At 45.5% G+C, this 19432-nt stretch carries 16 protein-coding genes; 12 read left to right on the top strand and 4 right to left on the bottom strand.

The genetic code is table 11. The features are described from left to right. Nucleotides 1-210: 210 nt before the first annotated feature. Complete coding sequence (locus LZZ85_RS23940) at nt 211-1638, bottom strand: T9SS type A sorting domain-containing protein (protein WP_237876070.1); 1428 nt, start codon at nt 1636-1638, stop codon at nt 211-213. 1307 nt (nt 1639-2945) lie between these two features. Here LZZ85_RS23940 and LZZ85_RS23935 point away from each other — a divergent pair. From LZZ85_RS23935 to LZZ85_RS23890, 10 genes are all read left to right on the top strand, one after another. Further along, nucleotides 2946-4022: an amidohydrolase family protein gene (locus tag LZZ85_RS23935; RefSeq protein WP_237876069.1), complete on the top strand. Its 1077-nt coding sequence runs from the start codon at nt 2946-2948 to the stop codon at nt 4020-4022. Between the two features lie 23 nt (nt 4023-4045). Then, nucleotides 4046-5866: a M61 family metallopeptidase gene (locus LZZ85_RS23930; protein WP_237876067.1), complete on the top strand. Its 1821-nt coding sequence runs from the start codon at nt 4046-4048 to the stop codon at nt 5864-5866. A 200-nt stretch (nt 5867-6066) separates the two neighbouring features. After that, nucleotides 6067-7162, top strand: a protein-coding gene (gene prfB, locus LZZ85_RS23925) for a peptide chain release factor 2 (protein WP_237876064.1) whose coding sequence is annotated in 2 segments (ribosomal slippage) — nt 6067-6126 and nt 6128-7162 — 1095 coding nt in all. Because the reading frame shifts where the segments join, the coding sequence is not laid out codon by codon here. 125 nt (nt 7163-7287) lie between these two features. Next, complete coding sequence (pruA, locus tag LZZ85_RS23920; protein ID WP_237876062.1) at nt 7288-8919, top strand: L-glutamate gamma-semialdehyde dehydrogenase; 1632 nt, start codon at nt 7288-7290, stop codon at nt 8917-8919. A gap of 545 nt (nt 8920-9464) precedes the next feature. Further along, entirely contained in the window at nt 9465-9950 is a 486-nt protein-coding gene (locus LZZ85_RS23915) for a hypothetical protein (protein ID WP_237876060.1), read from the top strand. A gap of 197 nt (nt 9951-10147) precedes the next feature. After that, complete coding sequence (locus LZZ85_RS23910) at nt 10148-10687, top strand: outer membrane beta-barrel protein (RefSeq protein WP_237876058.1); 540 nt, start codon at nt 10148-10150, stop codon at nt 10685-10687. Between the two features lie 99 nt (nt 10688-10786). Then, nucleotides 10787-11314 (top strand): bifunctional pyr operon transcriptional regulator/uracil phosphoribosyltransferase PyrR, encoded by a 528-nt coding sequence (gene pyrR, locus LZZ85_RS23905; RefSeq protein ID WP_237876056.1) that lies wholly within the window; start codon nt 10787-10789, stop codon nt 11312-11314. A 71-nt stretch (nt 11315-11385) separates the two neighbouring features. After that, complete coding sequence (locus LZZ85_RS23900; RefSeq protein ID WP_237876054.1) at nt 11386-12315, top strand: aspartate carbamoyltransferase catalytic subunit; 930 nt, start codon at nt 11386-11388, stop codon at nt 12313-12315. A 101-nt stretch (nt 12316-12416) separates the two neighbouring features. Beyond that, a complete protein-coding gene (coaD, locus tag LZZ85_RS23895) occupies nt 12417-12896 on the top strand; it encodes a pantetheine-phosphate adenylyltransferase (RefSeq protein ID WP_237876052.1) in 480 nt (159 codons plus the stop codon). Beyond that, the gene (locus LZZ85_RS23890; protein WP_237876050.1) at nt 12893-13357 is read left to right on the top strand and encodes a hotdog fold thioesterase; all 465 of its coding nucleotides are present in this window, start codon (nt 12893-12895) and stop codon (nt 13355-13357) included. Before coaD ends, LZZ85_RS23890 begins: the two co-directional genes overlap by 4 nt. Here LZZ85_RS23890 and LZZ85_RS23885 read toward each other — a convergent pair. Next, on the bottom strand, nt 13334-13957 hold the full coding sequence (locus tag LZZ85_RS23885; protein ID WP_237876048.1) for an NUDIX hydrolase: 624 nt from the start codon (nt 13955-13957) through the stop codon (nt 13334-13336). The two genes, LZZ85_RS23890 and LZZ85_RS23885, sit on opposite strands and share 24 nt — an antisense overlap. Before the next feature lie 220 nt (nt 13958-14177). Here LZZ85_RS23885 and pyrE point away from each other — a divergent pair, with 220 nt between their 5' ends. Beyond that, nucleotides 14178-14813, top strand: a complete 636-nt coding sequence (gene pyrE / locus LZZ85_RS23880) for an orotate phosphoribosyltransferase (RefSeq protein WP_237876046.1) — start codon at nt 14178-14180, stop codon at nt 14811-14813. Nucleotides 14814-14835: 22 nt separating this feature from the next. Continuing rightward, nucleotides 14836-15222 carry a heavy-metal-associated domain-containing protein gene (locus tag LZZ85_RS23875; protein WP_237876044.1) on the top strand — a complete coding sequence of 129 codons (387 nt, stop codon included), beginning with the start codon at nt 14836-14838 and terminating at the stop codon, nt 15220-15222. 147 nt (nt 15223-15369) lie between these two features. Here the strand turns inward: LZZ85_RS23875 and LZZ85_RS23870 are convergent, their stop codons facing one another. Beyond that, nucleotides 15370-15786: an LEA/WHy family protein gene (locus LZZ85_RS23870; RefSeq protein WP_237876042.1), complete on the bottom strand. Its 417-nt coding sequence runs from the start codon at nt 15784-15786 to the stop codon at nt 15370-15372. Between the two features lie 1854 nt (nt 15787-17640). Then, nucleotides 17641-19431, bottom strand: a complete 1791-nt coding sequence (locus LZZ85_RS23865) for a M56 family metallopeptidase (protein WP_237876040.1) — start codon at nt 19429-19431, stop codon at nt 17641-17643. Nucleotide 19432 lies beyond the last annotated feature (1 nt).

The raw sequence follows: 19432 nt of genomic DNA, 5'->3' as shown, positions 1-19432 counted from the left end.
ATAGTTTAAAGGCTCGCAATACCGGAGCGATGGGTTAGTCATTTTGGGTCAGGTAAACGTCCCCGGGATGGGGACAATTCAGCCTTGTATGCCAGGTTCAATCCATTGAACTTTCGAACATCCTCCCCAGGATGTTAACCTGATCGTCTATCGATGACATAGAACAAAAAAGGCCGCACTGAGGCGGCCATGTAATTTTTGGATCAAGGTTTATCTTACAACAAATGATCTGGTTGTTTTTTCGCGATCGCTTTCTACTACGAGATAATAAATGCCTTTTGCATAAGAAGAAACATCAAGGCTTGTTTGCGTACTGTTGCGATCTGCTTTCTTTTGTTGCATCAGTACACCTGATGTGTTGTAGATCAAGATACTTTCAGCAGCTGAATTTGAATAGCTGACAGTGATCTTTTCGACAGCAGGATTGGGGAATACGCGTACTACGCTTTCTTTGATCTGTATCTGTGCTGTTTTGCTGTAAGAATAATGTTTGCCCAGGTCGACAGTCTTAAGGCGATAGTATGTTATTCCTCCTTTCAGTTGTGCATCCACTGAAGCATATTGCTGGATGGTCGTGCTGTTTCCTTTTGCTTTTACCGTATCTATGCCAGTGAAAGTTGTGCCATCAGTTGATTTCTCTACCACAAAGTATTCAACATCTTTTTCGTTAGTGGTAGTCCAGTTGATCGCAGCTTTACCGTTCGTTTCGCGGACACCGAAATCTTTCAATTCCGCAGGTAATACTGTTGCGATGGTCATGGTCTTGTTGTTATATGCAACAAATGCCACGTCACTGTTACCGGAAAGGTTGATGCGGAAATTCTTGATAGCGGCATAGTTTGCGGCAGTGATGCCGAAGTCGCTCAGGTCAGCTGCCCATAAACGCACCGGGCGGTCTGTATTAGTGAAGCCGGAGGAAAGTGTCATCGGGTTGGTCGATGCTTCGTAGAAGTCGGCAGTCCAGTTTGCAATAACAGGAATGCTGTTGAATGTAACTTCTTTTGACTGGCCGATCACATTACCATTTGCATCTGTGAAGGAGTAACGGTCAGCAGAGCCGCTGTGATCTGCAACCTGAGTTACAACGATGTCAGGAATACCATCTCCGATATTAGAAGGCTTCAGGTTGTTAACCAGGAATGTAATTGTACCTGCGGGAAGGTTTGCCACACAGGTTCCGATGTTCAATCCTTTGATGCCATCATTCAAGTAGTAAGAGATATCATTTACGTAGTTGGTTGTTCCCCTTCCGTTATGTACTCCATCATACATTTCGCCAAGGCCAACTTTTGTATTCGAATTGATAGCTCCGGTGAAGTTTGATAAAGGCATTGACCAGAAGTCGCCATCAACATAGGTCTGACCATTTGCATTCAGGATGCCGTTGTTGGCACCGGTAGAGTACTGAACGCCATTATAAGTAAAAGCTAACAGGTTATGACTGTTGTCAGGTTTTACTGTATTCATAGATGCAGAAGAAGTCTTCCAGTATGAATTATAGTCTGTGATAATTCCGGTGACTGCCTGTTGTCCAAGAGCAGACACTGGTAAAGTGAAGAGAGAAATTACGGCACAGTTTCTTAAAGCCGCAGATGGATTTGCAAAGGCATTAGCTGCCTTTGATAACTTAGAGTTCATGGTGGGTACGTTTTCTTAACAGGTATCGAATGCGAGTACAAAGGTAATATCCTTCGTGATTTTTCATAGCATTTGACAAGAAATTTCCCGAATAAGTTCATGTAGTTTTTACGTAGTAGAAAAAACACGATAGAAGCATGCGTTTTTATCGTAGATCTACTTTGATTGAGACCATCCTGAATAGATTATTAGTACAATTACGATGTGCATGTGTGATTACAGGCATGATCGCCCTCTTCGATTGTAAACAATGCGGGATACTATATATTATATAAGCACTCCTTTTCTTAAGTCTTTATCATTAAAGTAAAAATGCGATTGCGTTTTTCGGGTAGTAGTATGTCTTCGTGAAAGCACGCGTATATTTTACTGCCCGGATGAAGTTTGTTGAATGAAAAAAATTTCGTGAACCTGGAAAAGATCATTGTGTTGTTTAGGCCTTTGATTTTTGTGGCAGGTTGTTCTGAAAAACTACGTGGTATAACTATCTAAGGTGATACTCTTAAATTGTTTTCGGTTAAAAAAAAGGCGCTGTGTTCTGACACGTAGACGCATGACCGTTAACTTAAGTAGTCTTACCGGGGAACCTTATGATCTTAAACCGATGGATAAGGATCAGGTGCAAAAAGTAAAGAATGAGTTCTTCAGTTTATGTAACAGTCGTTTATTCACCGCCATACTTCCGTTATTTTCCCGGTAGAACTTGTGTTTTTCCCATGGATTCACTTTAGCGTACAGCGATATTTACAACAGAGAAATTTCTTAGTCACCGTCATTTTCAGGACTGGTGGAGGAGGGCAGTCCTGAAAAGGGCGGTGCGTTTTTTTTCATTTATTAGTATGATCAAAAAAAGGGATAGTGAGATAGGAATTGTGGAATTATACAGATGAAAAGTGGGCGACGACAGTCAAACGCAGCAATGCGGTTGCTGTCGTATGCCCATTTCTAGCCAGCGCGCGCGGCGCCATGAATCAGCGCGCGCAGAAGTGAATGGATCGTTGCGCGCGACGGGTATATTAACCCGGCCCCCCCGCAAGGCATTCCCCTGACTGACTAAACCATTGCGAGATATCAGCCTATAAAATCTATGGAATCTACGGAACCTGTAAAACCTCTGGAACCTTTGAAACCTTCCAAACCTTCAGCTCCCAAACTTTTATCCCTGCTCCATATCCAACCTGCGCCGTGCCCCGGGCCTACCGGGTTTTTGAATGGATTGATTTCATGTCAGCAATAAAAATGCACCGTTTATCCTTAATACGTACTGCGGAAGGTCATTTTCTCCCCGGGATCAATATATTCGCTTCATGATAAAATATCTCCTGTTCTTATTCTGTCCCCTGTCCGCCCTGGCACAGGCGAAGATGGATTTTGAGTCATACAATCCTCCGTCCACACTGGTAGTGAAAGAACACAAGCTGACAAAGGCCCGATTCCCTTTTATTGATGTACATAATCATCAGAACAATATGGGGGGAACGGATCTTTCGGGCTTGATAAAAGAAATGGATAAGCTGAATATGAAAGTGATGGTCAACCTGAGCGGACAGAGTGGAGAGCCGTTGAAAAAAGCGGTGGACAATATCAAAGCAAGTTATCCGAAACGATTCATTCTTTTTGCGAATATCAATTTCAATGGAGTAGGAGAACCGGGATGGGGAGATAAAGCGGCAAAGCAACTTGAGGAAGATGTGAAGAATGGAGCAAACGGGTTAAAGATCTTTAAGAACCTTGGCTTTTCAGTGAGGGACATTGCCGGAAAGCGTGTAGCTGTTGATGATCCGCGTCTTGATCCTGTCTGGAAAAAAGCAGGTGAATTAAAGATCCCTGTATTGATACATACAGCTGATCCGAAATCATTCTGGGATCCCGTGGATGCGCAAAATGAGAGATGGCTGGAACTTGTTACTCATCCGGGACGTAAACGTGACGCAACAAACCCTGTTCCCTGGGACACGCTGATCAATGAACAGCATCGTATTTTCATCAAACACCGGAATACAACTTTTATAGCAGCGCATTTTGGCTGGTATCCTAATGACCTTGAAAAGTTGTCAGGGCTTCTTGATGCGATGCCCAATGTTGTTGTTGAATTTGGTGCCGTCATCGCGGAATTAGGGCGACAGCCCCGAGCAGCAAAAGCATTCTTTACAAAATACCAGGACCGAATCCTGTTTGGCAAGGATAGCTGGGTGCCTGAAGAATATGCAACATACTTTCGTGTACTTGAAACAGAAGATGAGTATTTTCCTTATCACAAAAAATATCACGCATTCTGGCCGATGTACGGAATAGGGTTGCCTGATAATATCCTTAAAAAGATCTACTATAAAAATGCATTGCGCATTATACCGAATCTTGATAAAACATTATTTCCTGAATAATTCTGAACCACCCTTTCTTCTTTATGAAAAATACATTCTTTGCAACTGCATTTTTGATTTGTGGCGCCGTGAATGTAAATGCACAGCAACCCATCCGGTATGAAGTATCGTTTCCTGATCACGTTCACCATGAGGCAAAGATCAGGATGTTTATCCCGCAGGTGAAGGAATATGCCAATATCCGGATGAGCCGTTCTTCCCCCGGACGTTATGCAACACATGAGTTCGGAAAGAATATCTACGATGTTAAAGCATATGACAGTGCGTCAAAGAAAGAAGTGGATGTATTAAAGCTGGCGGGTGATGTATACAGTATCAACTTTACGACCACATCACTTATGGTGGAGTATACACTTTTTGGTGATCACGTTGATGGTACTTACTCAGCGATCGACCGGAACCATGCGCATCTGAATATACCTGCTACTTTCATGTGGGTGGTTGGCCGGGACAAGTCTCCGGTAGAAGTGAATTTTATTGTTCCGGAAAAAAGCAACTGGAAAGTGGCTACGCAACTGTTTCCAGGTAAAACACCCATGCAATTCTTCGCACCGGATCTGCAGTATTTCATGGACTCTCCGGTGGAATTGTCTGACTTCAAAGAAAGAAACTGGACCGTTCAGCATAAAAATGGAAAATCGCAGGTGATCTCACTGGTATTGCATGGAGATGTAGCCGATGATGTACTGGATGCATTTGCAAGTGATGTGAAAAAGATCGTGAGTGAGTCGGCCAAAGTGTTCGGGGAACTTCCTGATTTTGATTATGGCAAGTATACGTTCCTGATGGACCTGATGCCTTCCAATCATGGTGATGGAATGGAGCACCGCAACTCAACAGTGATAACCCGCCCGGCGGATAAGCTGACATTGGATGTATTGAAAGCACGATTCGGAACAACTGCCCATGAATTCTTTCATGCATGGAATGTAGAACGCATCCGCCCGGAAACCCTGGAACCGTTTGATTTTACCACTGCCAATATGAGTGACGGGTTGTGGGTGGCGGAAGGATTTACGCAATATTATGGCGGGCTCATCCTCGTACGGGCGGGATTGCAGTCTGACAGTGCGTTCCTGCGGACGCTGGGCTTTTATGTAGGTGGATTGACAAACCTTCCCGGAGGAAAATTCTACACACCGGTGCAGGCAAGTGAAATGGCCATTTTCACAGATGCCGCCACGGCGATCGATAAAACTAATTTCGGGAACATTTTCTATAGCTATTATTCATATGGAGCGGGCATCGCGGGAATACTTGATCTGACCTTGAGAAAAGATCACAACCAAACCCTGGATGCTTATATGCAATTGCTATGGAGAAAGTTTGGCAAAACAGGCAAGCCGTATACGATCGGTGCACTTGAGGCGGCGCTGGGAGAACTCACCAGTATTGCTTTCGCAAAGCAATTCTTTAAAAGCTATGTTCATGGAACAGACAGGCCGTCTCTTCAGTCTGTATTTTCTTCTGTAGGCGTTTTGATGGACGCTCCCGGCGCGGGCAGGGCCAGTATCGGAAACTACCAGGTTAAGATTGCTGAAGGCAGGGGAGAATTGACCAGCGTTGTGCAGAAAGGAACGCCGCTTTATGAGGCAGGCCTGGAAACGGGCGATCTGATTATTTCCCTCGATGGAAAACCTATCACAACCTCAGAGTCATTTGCCGAGGTTATAAGCTCGAAACAGCCGGGGGACGAAATCCCGGTCAGGTTCATCAGCCGGGGAGTAACTATTGATGCGAGGTTGAAAACAACCGAATTGCCTGGATTGTCCTTACGGCTTGATTATTCTGCCACTTCCGGACAAAATTTGAAACGGACGGCCTGGTTGAAGGGTGGGATCTAGGATTTGGGGACAGGCTTCATATTTAGCCGATGGGTATCGCAAAGACAGCAAAGAACCGCAGAGCGCGCAAAGATCTTTTCAAAAAGCGGTTCTTTGCGATACGCCTGCACGGCCCGGATTGGTGAGCCAGCGGTAGCTTCAGGCCAAAAACCTCAAAACCGTTCCGGAATTCCACTGTTTACTGTATCTTTGCGCCCACTATGACACAGGAAAAATTACAAGATATGCGGTCCCGCATTGCCGGGGTAAGGAGGTTTCTTTGACGTCGAGAACCGACGATATAAAATAGAAGATGATAAGCAGCTTTCGTTAAGTGCCGGTTTCTGGGACGACAACAAAAGGGCTACCGAAATTCTCAAGAACATCAAGCTGAATGAGTATTGGGTGAAGCTATACGAGGTTACTGAAACCGCCGTAGAAGACTTTGCTGTGCTTTTTGAGTTCTGGAAAGGGGGCGATGCCACCGAGGAAGAAACCAAAGAGGCATTTGACAAAGCCGTTGAGCTGATCGACGATGCGGAATTCAAGGCAACGCTGAATGAACCGGAAGACGAACTGCCCGGTGTGCTGCAGATCAACTCCGGCGCGGGTGGTACAGAAAGCCAGGATTGGGCAGAAATGCTCGCCCGGATGTATCGCATGTACGGTGAGAAGCAGGGCTGGAAAGTAACGGAACTCGACTGGGTCTGGGGAGATGGAGCGGGTATCAAAACTGCCACGCTTCAGTTTGAAGGGCCCTTTGCCTATGGCTTTCTGAAAGCAGAAAGCGGTGTGCACAGACTGGTAAGAATCTCTCCGTTCGATAGCAATGCAAGACGCCACACATCTTTCTGCTCGGTATTCGTATACCCGCTGGTTGATGATACCATCAACATTGAGATAAAGGACTCCGAAGTAAAAATGGAAACGTCGCGAAGCGGTGGTGCTGGCGGTCAGAACGTGAACAAGGTTGAGACCAAGGTGATGTTGACCCACATACCTACAGGGTTTGTCGTGGTTTGTCAGACAGAGCGGACTCAGCTTGGCAACCGCGAGAAGGCCATGACCATGCTTAAAAGCCGTCTCTATGAGGAAGAACTCCGCAGGCGCAACGAAGCAAAAGATGCTACCAACAGCAAGAAGAAAAAGATCGAGTGGGGAAGCCAGATCCGTTCGTATGTCTTCCATCCTTACAAAATGATCAAGGATCACAGAACTGATTTTGAAACAGGTAACATACAACCTGTGATGGATGGAGAACTCGATGGATTTATCAAGGCGTATCTGCTGAGTGAAAAAGAAAGCGAAACAGAATAAGTCAAAAAGTAAGAAGTCAACATTAAAAATTGGAACAGCCGATTTGTTATTTATTGACAGACTCAAGGCTTTTTTACTTTTGACTTTTTGCTTTGTTTGTTATTAACAAAAAACAACACAATCCAATGGCAATAGGAACATTCTCATATCCACTTCCGGTGAATGAGCCGGTTCTGGGCTACGGTCCGGGAAGCAAGGAAAAAGAAGCATTAAAGGCGACTTTGAAAAAACTAAAGGCGGAAGAGATCGATATCCCAATGTATATCGGTGGCGAGGAAGTCAGAACAGGAAAGAAAGTAGCTATTCATCCGCCACATGAGATCAAACATACGCTCGGTTATTTTCATGCAGGCGATGAATCGCATGTGAACAAGGCGATAGAGGCAGCGCTTGCCGCGAAGCAGGCCTGGGCAGACATGAGCTGGGAAAGCAGGGCAGGGATCTTCCTGAAAGCCGCTGATCTTATCGCTACGAAGTATCGTACCTATATGAACGGCACGACCATGCTTGGTCAAAGCAAGAACGCATTCCAGGCAGAGATCGATGCGGCTTGTGAACTGATCGACTTCCTTAAGTTCAACGTTCACTTTTTAAGCGAGATCTATAAACAACAGCCGATCAGCGGTCCGGGCATGCACAATCGTATGGAGTATCGTCCGCTCGAAGGATTCGTCCTGGCTGTAACACCATTTAACTTTACAGCGATCGGCGGCAACCTTCCGACATCCGCTGCAATGTGTGGTAACGTAGTTGTCTGGAAACCGGCGAATACACAGGTATATTCCGCACAGATGTTCATGCGTATCCTGAAAGAAGCGGGTCTTCCCGATGGTGTGATCAATCTTATTTATGTGGATGGTCCGACATTGGGTAAAGTATGTTTCGCACATAAAGATTTTGCCGGTGTACACTTTACAGGGTCTACAGGTGTATTTAATAATATGTGGGAAACGATTGGTAAGAACATGGCAAGTTATAAAAGCTATCCACGTATAGTAGGCGAAACAGGTGGTAAGGATTTTGTTGTTGCACATAAGACAGCTGATCCGGATGTGGTTGCTACAGCATTGCTTAGAGGTGCGTTTGAATTCCAGGGACAGAAATGTTCTGCTGCATCACGCGCATACATACCTTCAAACATCGCTGAAGAAGTAAAGAAGAAAGTGATCGCCGGGGCACAGAGCTTTAACATGGGTACGGTTGAAGACTTTACCAATTTTGTGAATGCAGTGATCGATGAGAAAAGCTTTGATAAGATCAAAAGCTATATCGATAATGCAAAGAATGATAAAGATGCCTCTGTATGGGTAGGCGGGGAGTGCAATAAAACAGAAGGATATTTTGTTCAGCCAACGGTGATCGAGACAAAAGATCCTAACTATATAACAATGTGTGAAGAGATCTTCGGGCCCGTACTGACCGTTTATGTTTATCCGGCGGATGAGTTTGAGAAAACGCTGGCATTGGTTGATGCTACCTCTCCTTATGCGTTGACCGGTTCTATTATTTCGCGTGACCGCGCTGCAATTGAATTGGCGACAAACAGGCTTCGCAATGCCGCAGGTAACTTTTATATCAATGATAAACCAACCGGTGCTGTTGTAGGGCAGCAGCCTTTTGGTGGAGCGAGAGCAAGTGGTACCAATGATAAAGCCGGTTCGATACTGAACCTTTATCGCTGGTTAAGTGCAAGAACGATCAAAGAAACATTTACACCACCGGTAGACTATACGTATCCTTTCCTCCTGGAAAAGTAGTCAGACAAAGAAATATAAAAGCCGTTAACGATCGTTAACGGCTTTTTTGCTTTAGTACTTTTTGGGCTTATATGCAATACTACTTATAGGGTACTGTATGTATTTGATCTTACTGATGTATTATGACTTGTATCATTTGATAAACGGTGTTTATCATGTTATAGCAACAATTCAGTCATATTTATTCACAACTCAGCCCTTTTGTATGACACTTTGAGTGTATCCGCTTTATGTTTGCACCGTCAATGACAAACAGTAAACCAGATCAGCAAAAGCAGAACAGACGACGCACATTTACCTATGTAAAAGCATCCCTCATTGTGGTGATATAAGTGGAGGATCGGTTTTTTACTTAGTGTATTTCACACATGCTGTACATACCCAACGCCGGTCGTAGGATAGAAAAAAATATTCTGAATACAAAGTCTTGAATGATTTTTTTGATCAACGGCTTTAAGTTTTTTTTAGCTAGTTTATTTTGTATTTGAGAATCTGGTTATTATGTTTGCGATCATTATTCATTCAAACCTTAAAAAAAGAATTCAATGAAGAAAGTGTTTTTAGCAGTGGCTTTTACAGTTGCTGGTTTCGTAGGCGTTAACGCACAGAAAGATTTTAAATTTGGTGCTGGTGTTGTTGCTGCTCTCCCAATCGGTGATGCTGGTGATATCTCTAATTTTGCTGCTGGTCTTGAGCTGCAGGGCGAACTTGGCTTCAGCGACAAATTGAAAGGTGTTGCAACAACTGGCTACACTCATTTCTTTGGAAAAGATCTTGGCTTTGGTACTAAAATTAAATTCGGTGCAGTGCCTATCCTCGTAGGTGTTCGTGGTTACCTGTCTGAGAATTTCTTTGTAACTGGTCAGGTTGGTTATGGCCTGTTCACTGGCGATGCTGATGGTGGTGGCTTCGCTTACAAACCTCAGGTTGGTTATGACGCAGGTAAATTCCAACTGGCGTTGAGCTATCAGGGTATTTCTGATGATGTTACTATCAGCACCCTGGGTCTGTCTGGTATCATCAAGTTCTAATTGTAAAAACAATTAAGCATAAAGAATAGCCTTCACATCGTGAAGGCTATTCTTTTTTACGCCAGTGGTGGTCGTTTGAAAATGTCTTTCTTTCTTGGCCGATAAACTTACATTTTATCTTTCGCAGGGTCAGCACATTTCACTTTCTCTGAAACTCCTGTTATATTTATCCATTAATTCAAACCAAACCACTATTTATGAGAAAGCTTTTTTTAACGATCGCTATCATAATTATCACCCTCACCACACACGCTCAAAAAGGAAATAATTCAATCGGCTTTGGAGCTGATGTCGGTATTCCTCTCGGTGACTTCGGGGACATTTGCACTGTCGGATTCGGAGGATACGCAAAAGGGTTATTGGGAATTGGCAATGCCGGCCAGGTCAGCTTAACGACGGGGTATACCGTTTACAACGTAAAGAGCGATCTGCGGCAAATGCTCGGAGTGGACAAATCCAGCGTCCGGATCATTCCTGTGCTTTTGGGTTACCGGCATAATATGAAAGGGGTCTATCTCGAACCACAACTGGGTTTAGGCATCTTCAGTGCAAAAGCATCTGTCGGTAATGTCTCTGCCACCAATTCTGAAAGTTCATTTGCCTGGGGCTTTGGCGGCGGGTATGCTTGGCAAAATGGTGTTGATCTTGGCGTTAATTTCTCCGGGGCGGCTAAAGATGGATCATCTGATTCATGGATCAGTTTTCGCCTCGGATATAATATCTCCTTCCGGAAATGATCTTATCATCTTGAACAATATAAGCCAGGTCAAACGATCTGGCTTTTCTCATGAAAAGACATTGCGTACAATTCTTTATTTTTACGGAAATTATTATTCTTGAAATCGATCCTCACAGAATCGCAACTGGCCATTACTATTAAACGCCTGGCGCACCAAATCCTGGAAAACAACAGTGAACTGGCGAATACGGTATTGATCGGACTTCAGCCCAGGGGGATCTATTTGTCAGATCAGCTGGTGGATGCGATCCGAAAGGAATTTCCCGGCACACAGGTCCATTACGGCAAATTGGATATTACATTTTATCGTGATGATATCCGTAAAGAGCTGCATATCGCCAATCAGACAGATATTCCTTTCTCTATTGAAGGGAAAAGAGTGGTATTGATAGATGACGTTTTGTATACCGGCCGCACGATCCGGGCCGCACTGGATGCACTTCTTGATTTTGGCCGTCCTGAAAAAGTAGAGCTTTGCGTGTTGATCGACCGTCGCTTCAGCCGTCAATTCCCTATCCAGCCGGATTATGTAGGAAAAGCGATCGATTCAATCGTATCTCAAAGAGTGAAAGTGTACTGGAAGAAAAAGGATGGCAGGGAAGAGGTGGCATTGCTGGATTATTAACATCCGGGCCGGTAAAACCGTCAATAAAAAAGCGGTCAATTTTCCATTCTTTACCCTAATTTCGCTTTTTAATGCAACTATCTACAAGACATCTGTTAGGCATTAAAGACCTGTCGCCCAACGATATTTCCCTGATCTTACAGACGGCGGAACAGTTTAAGGAAGTTCTCCAACGCCCGGTGAAAAAAGTTCCCTCACTGCGCGATATAGTAGTGGTCAACCTCTTTTTCGAAAACTCGACCCGCACTCGTATTTCTTTTGAGCTCGCTGAAAAAAGACTGTCTGCTGACACCGTTAACTTTACGGCATCCGCTTCGTCCGTATCAAAAGGAGAAACCCTCCTGGATACAGTGAACAACATCCTTTCTATGAAAGTAGATATGGTGGTGATGAGGCACAGCGCCAGCGGAGCCCCCCATTTCCTCGCCCAGCATATTCCCGCAGCGATCATCAATGCCGGTGACGGTATCAATGAACACCCCACACAGGGACTGCTGGACGCGCTGTCTATCAAACAGGCTACTGGTGGACTGGAAGGAAAAAAAGTTGCCATCATCGGTGATATCATGCATAGCCGCGTGGCATTAAGTAATATTTACCTGTTAAACAAAATGGGAGCGAAGGTGACTGTCTGCGGTCCGCCAACGCTTATCCCAAAATACATCCGCGAAGCGCTCAACGTAGAGGTCAGCTATGACCTGAAGGAAACGCTGGAATGGTGTGATGTGGCAAACGTATTGCGGATCCAGCTGGAAAGACAGAACCAGGTGTTGTTCTCTTCTCTCCGTGAATATAACCTGGCCTATGGGATCAGCCGCAAATTGCTGGATAGCCTCCATAAGAAGATCGTGATCATGCACCCTGGGCCGATCAACAGGGGCGTCGAATTGGATAGTGATGTGGCAGACAGTAAACAATCGATCATCCTTCAGCAGGTGGAAAATGGTGTGGCTGTTCGGATGGCAGTGTTGTATTTGCTTTCGAACAGTAATAACAATTAATATCGAAGTCAAAACTAACCCCGCTTAATGATTGAAATAATTGTCAATTGGAAGGCGGGGTTAGTTTTGACGTTTTATTTTCTAACCTTCAACGCAGCACTATGAGCCGCATTTGCTTGTTCCCTGGCACTTTTGATCCTATCACGCTCGGACATGTCGATATCCTCCGCAGAGCTATTCCGCTATTTGATAAGATCATCGTAGGCGTTGGTCTGAATGCCGCCAAGGCTCCGATGTTTTCAGCAGAGCAACGCGTTCAGTGGATCAATGAAATTTTCCGGGAAGATAAACGAGTGGAAGGTTCCGTTTATGAGGGGCTGACCATCAATTATTGCAAGCAGATCGGCGCAAGATTCATCCTCCGCGGCATCCGTTATGTCAGCGATTTCGAATATGAAAAAACAATCGCTGATGCGAACCGCACACTTGACAGCAGCATAGAGACCATCTTTCTCACCGGCGAACCAAAATATACCTCCGTCGCTTCCACGATCGTCCGGGATATCATCCGGAACGGTGGAGATGCAAAACTCTTCCTGCCCGAGGAGGTTTATAAAACATTAAGCCCTGATAAACTATGAGCAACATAACACCTATCTGGTTTGAAAAAGACCTGTCTATCGGTCAATTAAGCTCTTTTGCCCCGGGAACAATAGCTGAACACCTGGGAATTGAATGGGTAGAACTGGGTGCAGATTTTCTATCTGCCCGTATGCCGGTCGACCATCGTACCAAACAGCCTTACGGTCTGCTTCATGGCGGAGCTTCCTGTGTGCTTGCCGAAACTGTCGGCAGCGTCGCTTCCGCAATGGTGGTAGACAATACAAAGCTGGCCTGTGTCGGCCTGGAGATCAATGCCAACCATATCCGTAGTGCACGGGAAGGCTGGGTAACGGGAATATGCAAGCCATTACACCTGGGAGGGAACACACACGTGTGGGATATCCGTATTTATGATGAACTTAAAAAGATGATCTGTGTAAGCAGGCTGACCGTGGCGGTGATCCCTAAAAAAGAGTCATTTCGCCAGCCAAGCCTCTAATACATCAACAATAGACGGGTACGCGAGCGGCAGATAATAGCTGAGCGAAGAGTCGTCCACCCATTTTGCTTCTTCAATATCTTCTTCTGTTTGTGGCCTGAGCGTATGCTCTCCGGCTACTTTCATGGTATACCAGTGCGATTCTTTAATGATGAAATGAGTGCCCTGGTGATAGGTATGATAAGTTACCAGCAAAGGAGCTTCGAGGTTTGCCTGCAGCCCTGTTTCTTCCCATACTTCCCGCACGGCGCATTGCTCCAGCGTTTCTCCATCATCCAGCTTTCCTTTCGGCAGGTCCCATTTTCCCCGGCGGAAGATCAAAAGTGTTTCACCCTTATCATTGCGGATGAGGCCGCCACCCGCCTGGATCAGGTCGAATTTCTTGAAAAAAGCATCTTTCAGCTCCTGCAGGTCAGCATGAAGAAAGATCCCGGCGTGCACTTTTTCCAGCTGCATTTCATGAATCATCGACTTCACCGTATGTACATTCAATTCGTCAATAAATACCGCGTCATCATGGTGCATGAACGGCTCAACTATCGGGTCGATCGCATCACAAAGGAACAGGGGCTTATCGTTGAAGTAGATTTTGATGTGCATCTGGCAAAGATAGCTAAACGCGAATGAACGCGAATTGTCGCGAATGAACACGAGTAGGTCGTTTCCGCATAGAACGGGATGCAGATCCGGAATAGCAAATCCTGTACTTGCCAGGATAACTAAGCTGTCTTCGAATTTGAATGGCCTGCTAATGCAGAAACGACCTATTCGTGTTAATTCGCGGCAATTCGTGTTCATTCGCGTTTAGTATCTTCGCCGCATGACAAACGAAAAAACAGTAGCGGACAAATTGCTGCAGGCAAACGCAGTAAAGCTGAGCGTTCAGCAGCCCTTTACCTGGGCGAGTGGCTGGAAAAGCCCGATTTATTGTGATAACAGAAAAGTGCTATCCTTTCCTTTTATCCGGGATTTTGTTAAATCAGAGATGTGCAATGTGATTTTCGAGAAATTTCCCGAGGCGGAATTGCTGGCCGGCGTGGCCACCGCTGGGATCGCCTGGGGCGCCATGGCAGCCGATCAATTGAAACTTCCTTATATATATGTGCGCCCGAAGCCAAAAGAGCACGGGCTTGGGAACCAGATCGAAGGTGCTTATGAAAAAGGACAGAAGACTGTAGTGATCGAAGACCTCGTATCTACCGGGAAAAGCAGCCTCCAGGTTGTGGATGTGCTGAAAGCCCAGGGACTGGATGTGATCGGGATGGTATCCATCTTCACATACGGATTTCCTGTTGCGGCGGAAGCTTTCCAGAAGTACGCACTGCGATACGAGTCCCTGACCAACTATCCGGCCCTGATCGAACTGGCCGTGGAAAAAGGGATCGTGAACCCGTCGGAGCAGGAAATTTTGTTAAAATGGCGAGATGATCCGGCCAATTGGAAAGGCGTTTTGTAACTTGTACGTTCAATAAAACCTTATGAAGAAATTATTGCTGACCTGCCTCGTGGCCCTCGGTTTTGCCTCAGCTTCGTTTGCCCAGGTTAAACCGTCACAGACCGCAAAGATCAAGACGCCGAACATTCTTTGTGAAGATTGCAAGAAAAGGGTAACTACCTATCTTGACCGGATCGATGGGGTACAGACCGTCGCGATCAACACAAGACGGGGGGAGACGACGGTAAAGTTTGTGAGTGACCGGACCAATATCGAAGAGATCAAAACGGCGATCGCCAACAGTGGTTTTGATGCCGATGACATTCCGGCTAACGAGGAGTCTTACAAACGTCTGCCGAAAACCTGTAAGAAATTTGAGGACGGGGGTGGACATCCCAAGCCCAAAGCTCCGGCTCCGGCGGAACAATGATCCCGGAAAAATGAACAAATCATAGCGCCTCACCAACGGGCTGACTGAAATAAAAATCCCCCCGGATCTGATCCGGGGGGATTTTTTTATGCCCGGTTTTCATGCCCGGGCCGCGATGATGATCCGCTGTTGAAAGTCGCCTGAACGCTAAAAATTGATCAACTGGCTGATATCCTGGCGGCCTTCATACTTCACCGGGAAGCGCTTATAAAAGCCGTTACGACCTGCCCTGGCCTCTCCCTCGATCCGGATAGTTACCTCTTTTTTGAACAGTAGTGTAATGGAGCTTTTGAGAAGCTTATTCATGTCAACCGACAATTTGACCGGAATTCTGAACGAGTCCCGGGCGGGAATTCTTACGGTTGAATCAACCATAAACGTTCCGAGAAAGCTATTTTCCATCCAGGCACTGCCACTGGCGCTGGTCAGTTTTGCACCGGAAGAATTTGGATTGTAGTATTTCAGATTCAGTGTTACCACAGAGCTGTCCACGCCGACCTCCCCGACAGAGACACTCTCGATACCATCAAATACCGGATCCTTTAGGGTCCTGCAGGAACTCATAAGGACTGATAGCAGCAGAGCACTTAACAGATATTTTGTCATGACCGCAAAATACGAAGGCTGGGATTTCCCACCCAATGAGACCCGTTAATTCTTCCTAACAGTTTATGGGTAGCTAATTTTCAGGCTACACCAGCCAAATATAGGACCAAGTTAGAGTGGGGGAGACCAACGGATTTTACCTAAAATAAAATTATAGCCTGATAATATACGAAGGGTATATAAATTATTACTTTAAGCTAATAAATGATAGACTTTTCCACCGCTGCCGATGCTGTAACTCATGTCAATTTTATTACTATTAATATTATTGACTTTTTTAACTGTTTATCATAGTTATTATGAGTTCTAATTATAATTAAATTACAGAATTAATTTCACAGTATTATGCCAAAGCAGCACATATCTGTGATCTTTACACCTAAATAACCAATAAGGTTAATAAATATTTGAATAACAATTTATTATGAATCCTATTTCAAATTATCTAATCTTCTAATTAAAGAAGTATATTTTAATATAATCTGAAGGTTATTTTATTTATCTAATTATCAGGCTGATTAAATATTTTATTTAAAGTAAATTTTTAAATACCGGATATAATTTTTCACCCGATGATTTTTGAATTTGTTGATTCGAAGTAGATTACTTTGAAAAGTTTCAGCTGGCAAACTTGCCCTTTTCCATCCTCTCTGGATTTGCCAGTTTGACGTAATGGAAGAATTTGCGGGTCTGGTGTCGAAAAGCACCGAAGCCTCATGCAGGCCATCTATCTTTCCGGTCCCTGGAATTTTCCGGGAATTTCATGAGGCGCTATACGTGGTCCAGGTTTCTGGATCATCTGGCGGGTTTAGTGGGCGGGAGAATTTTAACTGCCATAGCTGAGATCTCCGGTAATAAAATCGGGTCATTGCGGGAATACTTCGCTGGGCATAGCTGGCAATACAAAACCTTTTTTGGTGTAACTGGATTTATTGCGAGACTGCCGTTTTTGCAGTTTAAAGCGCTTCAGTTTTGAGGGGATATAATGCCCGGGACAGTCTTTCAAAGCGGAATTTCCGCCACCGTTGAACTCCCCGGCAGCATTTGCAGAAAGTGTTTTCTGAGGTTCGAAAGGGGAGTTGCCCTGGCGATTTAACCTGGTTCTGACCTGCTTTATGTTCGGATCGGCGGTCGGTTATGCTCCGTTTTTGGAAACTATCGCCGGGCCCGGGAACTGGCCGCCTCCTGACGCTCGCCTCTCCATTTCCCCGGAACCTGTCCGTCTTACCTTAAGCTTTTTTAAGTGCGGGAGATTGTCTTTGTGGTTTTGCCGGAGGTCTTCGGGCTACCCGCCGAACCCAATTTTGTGGAAGTTCGCAGCATTGGAGGGATGTGCAGACCCGGAATTATGCTGCTGAGAAAGTCTCAATCACCGAACTTTTTGCGTGCATGAGAACCCTTACGCTCAGGCTTAACTGGTTGCAGTGGGGGCCTGAAACGCTACCGAAGGATCTAATTGCTATTGGCGTAGGGTCGAGGAAGTGCTCGCAACGATACGCGGGGAGCGTCACAAAATACAAGGTCGTATATGGTTCCTGCGCCGCGTCTGCGGCGTATCGCCTGCTGCGTTCCTGTCTACAGGCTCATATTTCAGCCAGGCGTCGGTGTCTCGGAAACACCAAGTACGGCTAGGTGCTGATCAAAGCTGAGAGGAGAAAGCAGGTCATTGCAACCAGATCCTGTTGCTAAACACTGCTCTGTAAAATACTTCTGAGTTAGTTCACTGAAGGGTAAAGCGAGCTGGTCATGTATGCGCATAAAAAAACAGGCTTGTTAAGGCCTGCTTTTTTTATATGACTGTTCAGCTTTCGCTTACAGATTGATAATTTTCTTTGTTTTGATAGCCTGAAGAGTTGTGCGTGCTTTCTGCAGGTCTTTCATTTTCTTCTGGATCGCATCGAGGGTGATATCACTATCCGGAATTCCTTTTAATCCTTGCTTTTTCATCTCGGTGCTAAGACCGCTGAGTTCCGTCATCGCGATGCTGTACACCTGGCGTAAGCTGTCAAGGCGGATATTGTTTACCGCAAAGTTCAGCTGGGCATTCAGGTTTTCCCAATCGATCTGATCATAAGCGATCTTCAGATTGTCGGACATCTTATCCCAGTTCGCTTTCTGGGTTTCGGCGGTTACTTTCTCATATGCCGCTTTTACTTTCTCTTTTTCTGCGATGGTCATCGCGTCAGCGATATTTTTCTCTAAAACTTTCCACTGGGTTTCTTCAAGTACTTTTTTCGAAGCGTCCAAAGCTTTCTTGACCTGGTCTTCCTGCTGAGCAGTCAGTTCAGGAACCACTGTTTCGAAGTTAGAGACCATTTTGAAGTGGGAGGTGGCGTTCTCTACCGTCTTTCTGATAAACTCATCGTCAACAGCCGGATTTACCGCCTGGGCGGTAAGCGGGGCGACCGATGGTTCATCGGCAACTGCTTCTTCAGCCTTGCGGGCATCCCGGGCAACTGCGGAGTGCTCATCGTCGGCTTTTACGTTGGCCAGGATCTCACCAGGTAATTCTTCCATTACGGGGATCTCGCTATAGGTATTGTCTCCCGGGACAAAACTCATGGGGGAAGAGAGTTGGGACAGGAAAAAACCGGGTGCAGACTTACTTTTTACAGGCTTGCTGATGATCACCAGCGCGTTCAGCGCGATCAGGCACACCACTGCAGATAGTACACCGGCAAGTTTATAGAATGAGAACGGTTCTTTCTTTTTTATTCCAAGGATCGATTCAACTCTGTGTAGCAACTGATTCTTTTTACCACCTGCAGCGGCCATTGCCAGCATTCTGCTGGCCGAATTCCTGGACGACTGCTCCAGCACCAGGAGTGCAGAAGCATAACCGTGTGGCTCGTACTGGAACTGCATCACCATTTCATCGCAGCTTTTTTCACGCTCTCTATCGATGATCCGGGAGAATGCTTTTACAAAGGGATTGAAGTACAGGACAGTCTGGATCACCCGGGTGATCAGGTTGGTCAGGTAATCCATCCGGCGGATATGAGAAAGTTCATGAAGCAGGATCGCTTCAAGCTGCTGTGAGGTCAGTTGATTGACGGCCGCCATCGGCAGAAGGATCACTGGTTTCAGGTAACCGATGGTAACCGGTGAATTCACCAGTTCAGAGATCCAGATCTGCACCGGCTTACGAACACCGAGGTGACCGGATACTTTTTGTACGAACATCCGCCATTCAACGCCAGCTTTGCTGATGCCGTGGTGACGGATATGCTGAACATAGCGGTAATTCCGCACGAAGTTCAAAACAGGTAAGATCAGTAAAATAAGATAGACCATCGAGGCCCAGGGAAGACCTGTCCGGAACCACTGGCTTAATGTTTCATTTTCACTGACTACACTGATCAGTGTGAACTGACCCGCGGCGCCTGAATTTTTATCAAGCACCACCAGGAAAGTGAACACAAACCAGGTGAATCCTGCAAAAAGCAGGGAGGACGCAAGAGTTGCCCGTTGCGCCGATTTTTGTAATTGAAGTACTGCAGTTATTAATTGGTATACTATCCACAACAACGCCATTTGCCACAAGCTGTTCATCACAGCCCACCCTAAAGCCTGCAGAAAATCTGATTGGCTTAAAGCGATCATG

This window comes from Terrimonas ginsenosidimutans, from assembly GCF_022012415.1.
Taxonomy (GTDB): Bacteria; Bacteroidota; Bacteroidia; order Chitinophagales; family Chitinophagaceae; genus Terrimonas_A; species Terrimonas_A ginsenosidimutans.
Note: the sequence above shows the minus strand (reverse complement) of the source record. Positions and strands in the feature narration are given on the sequence as shown.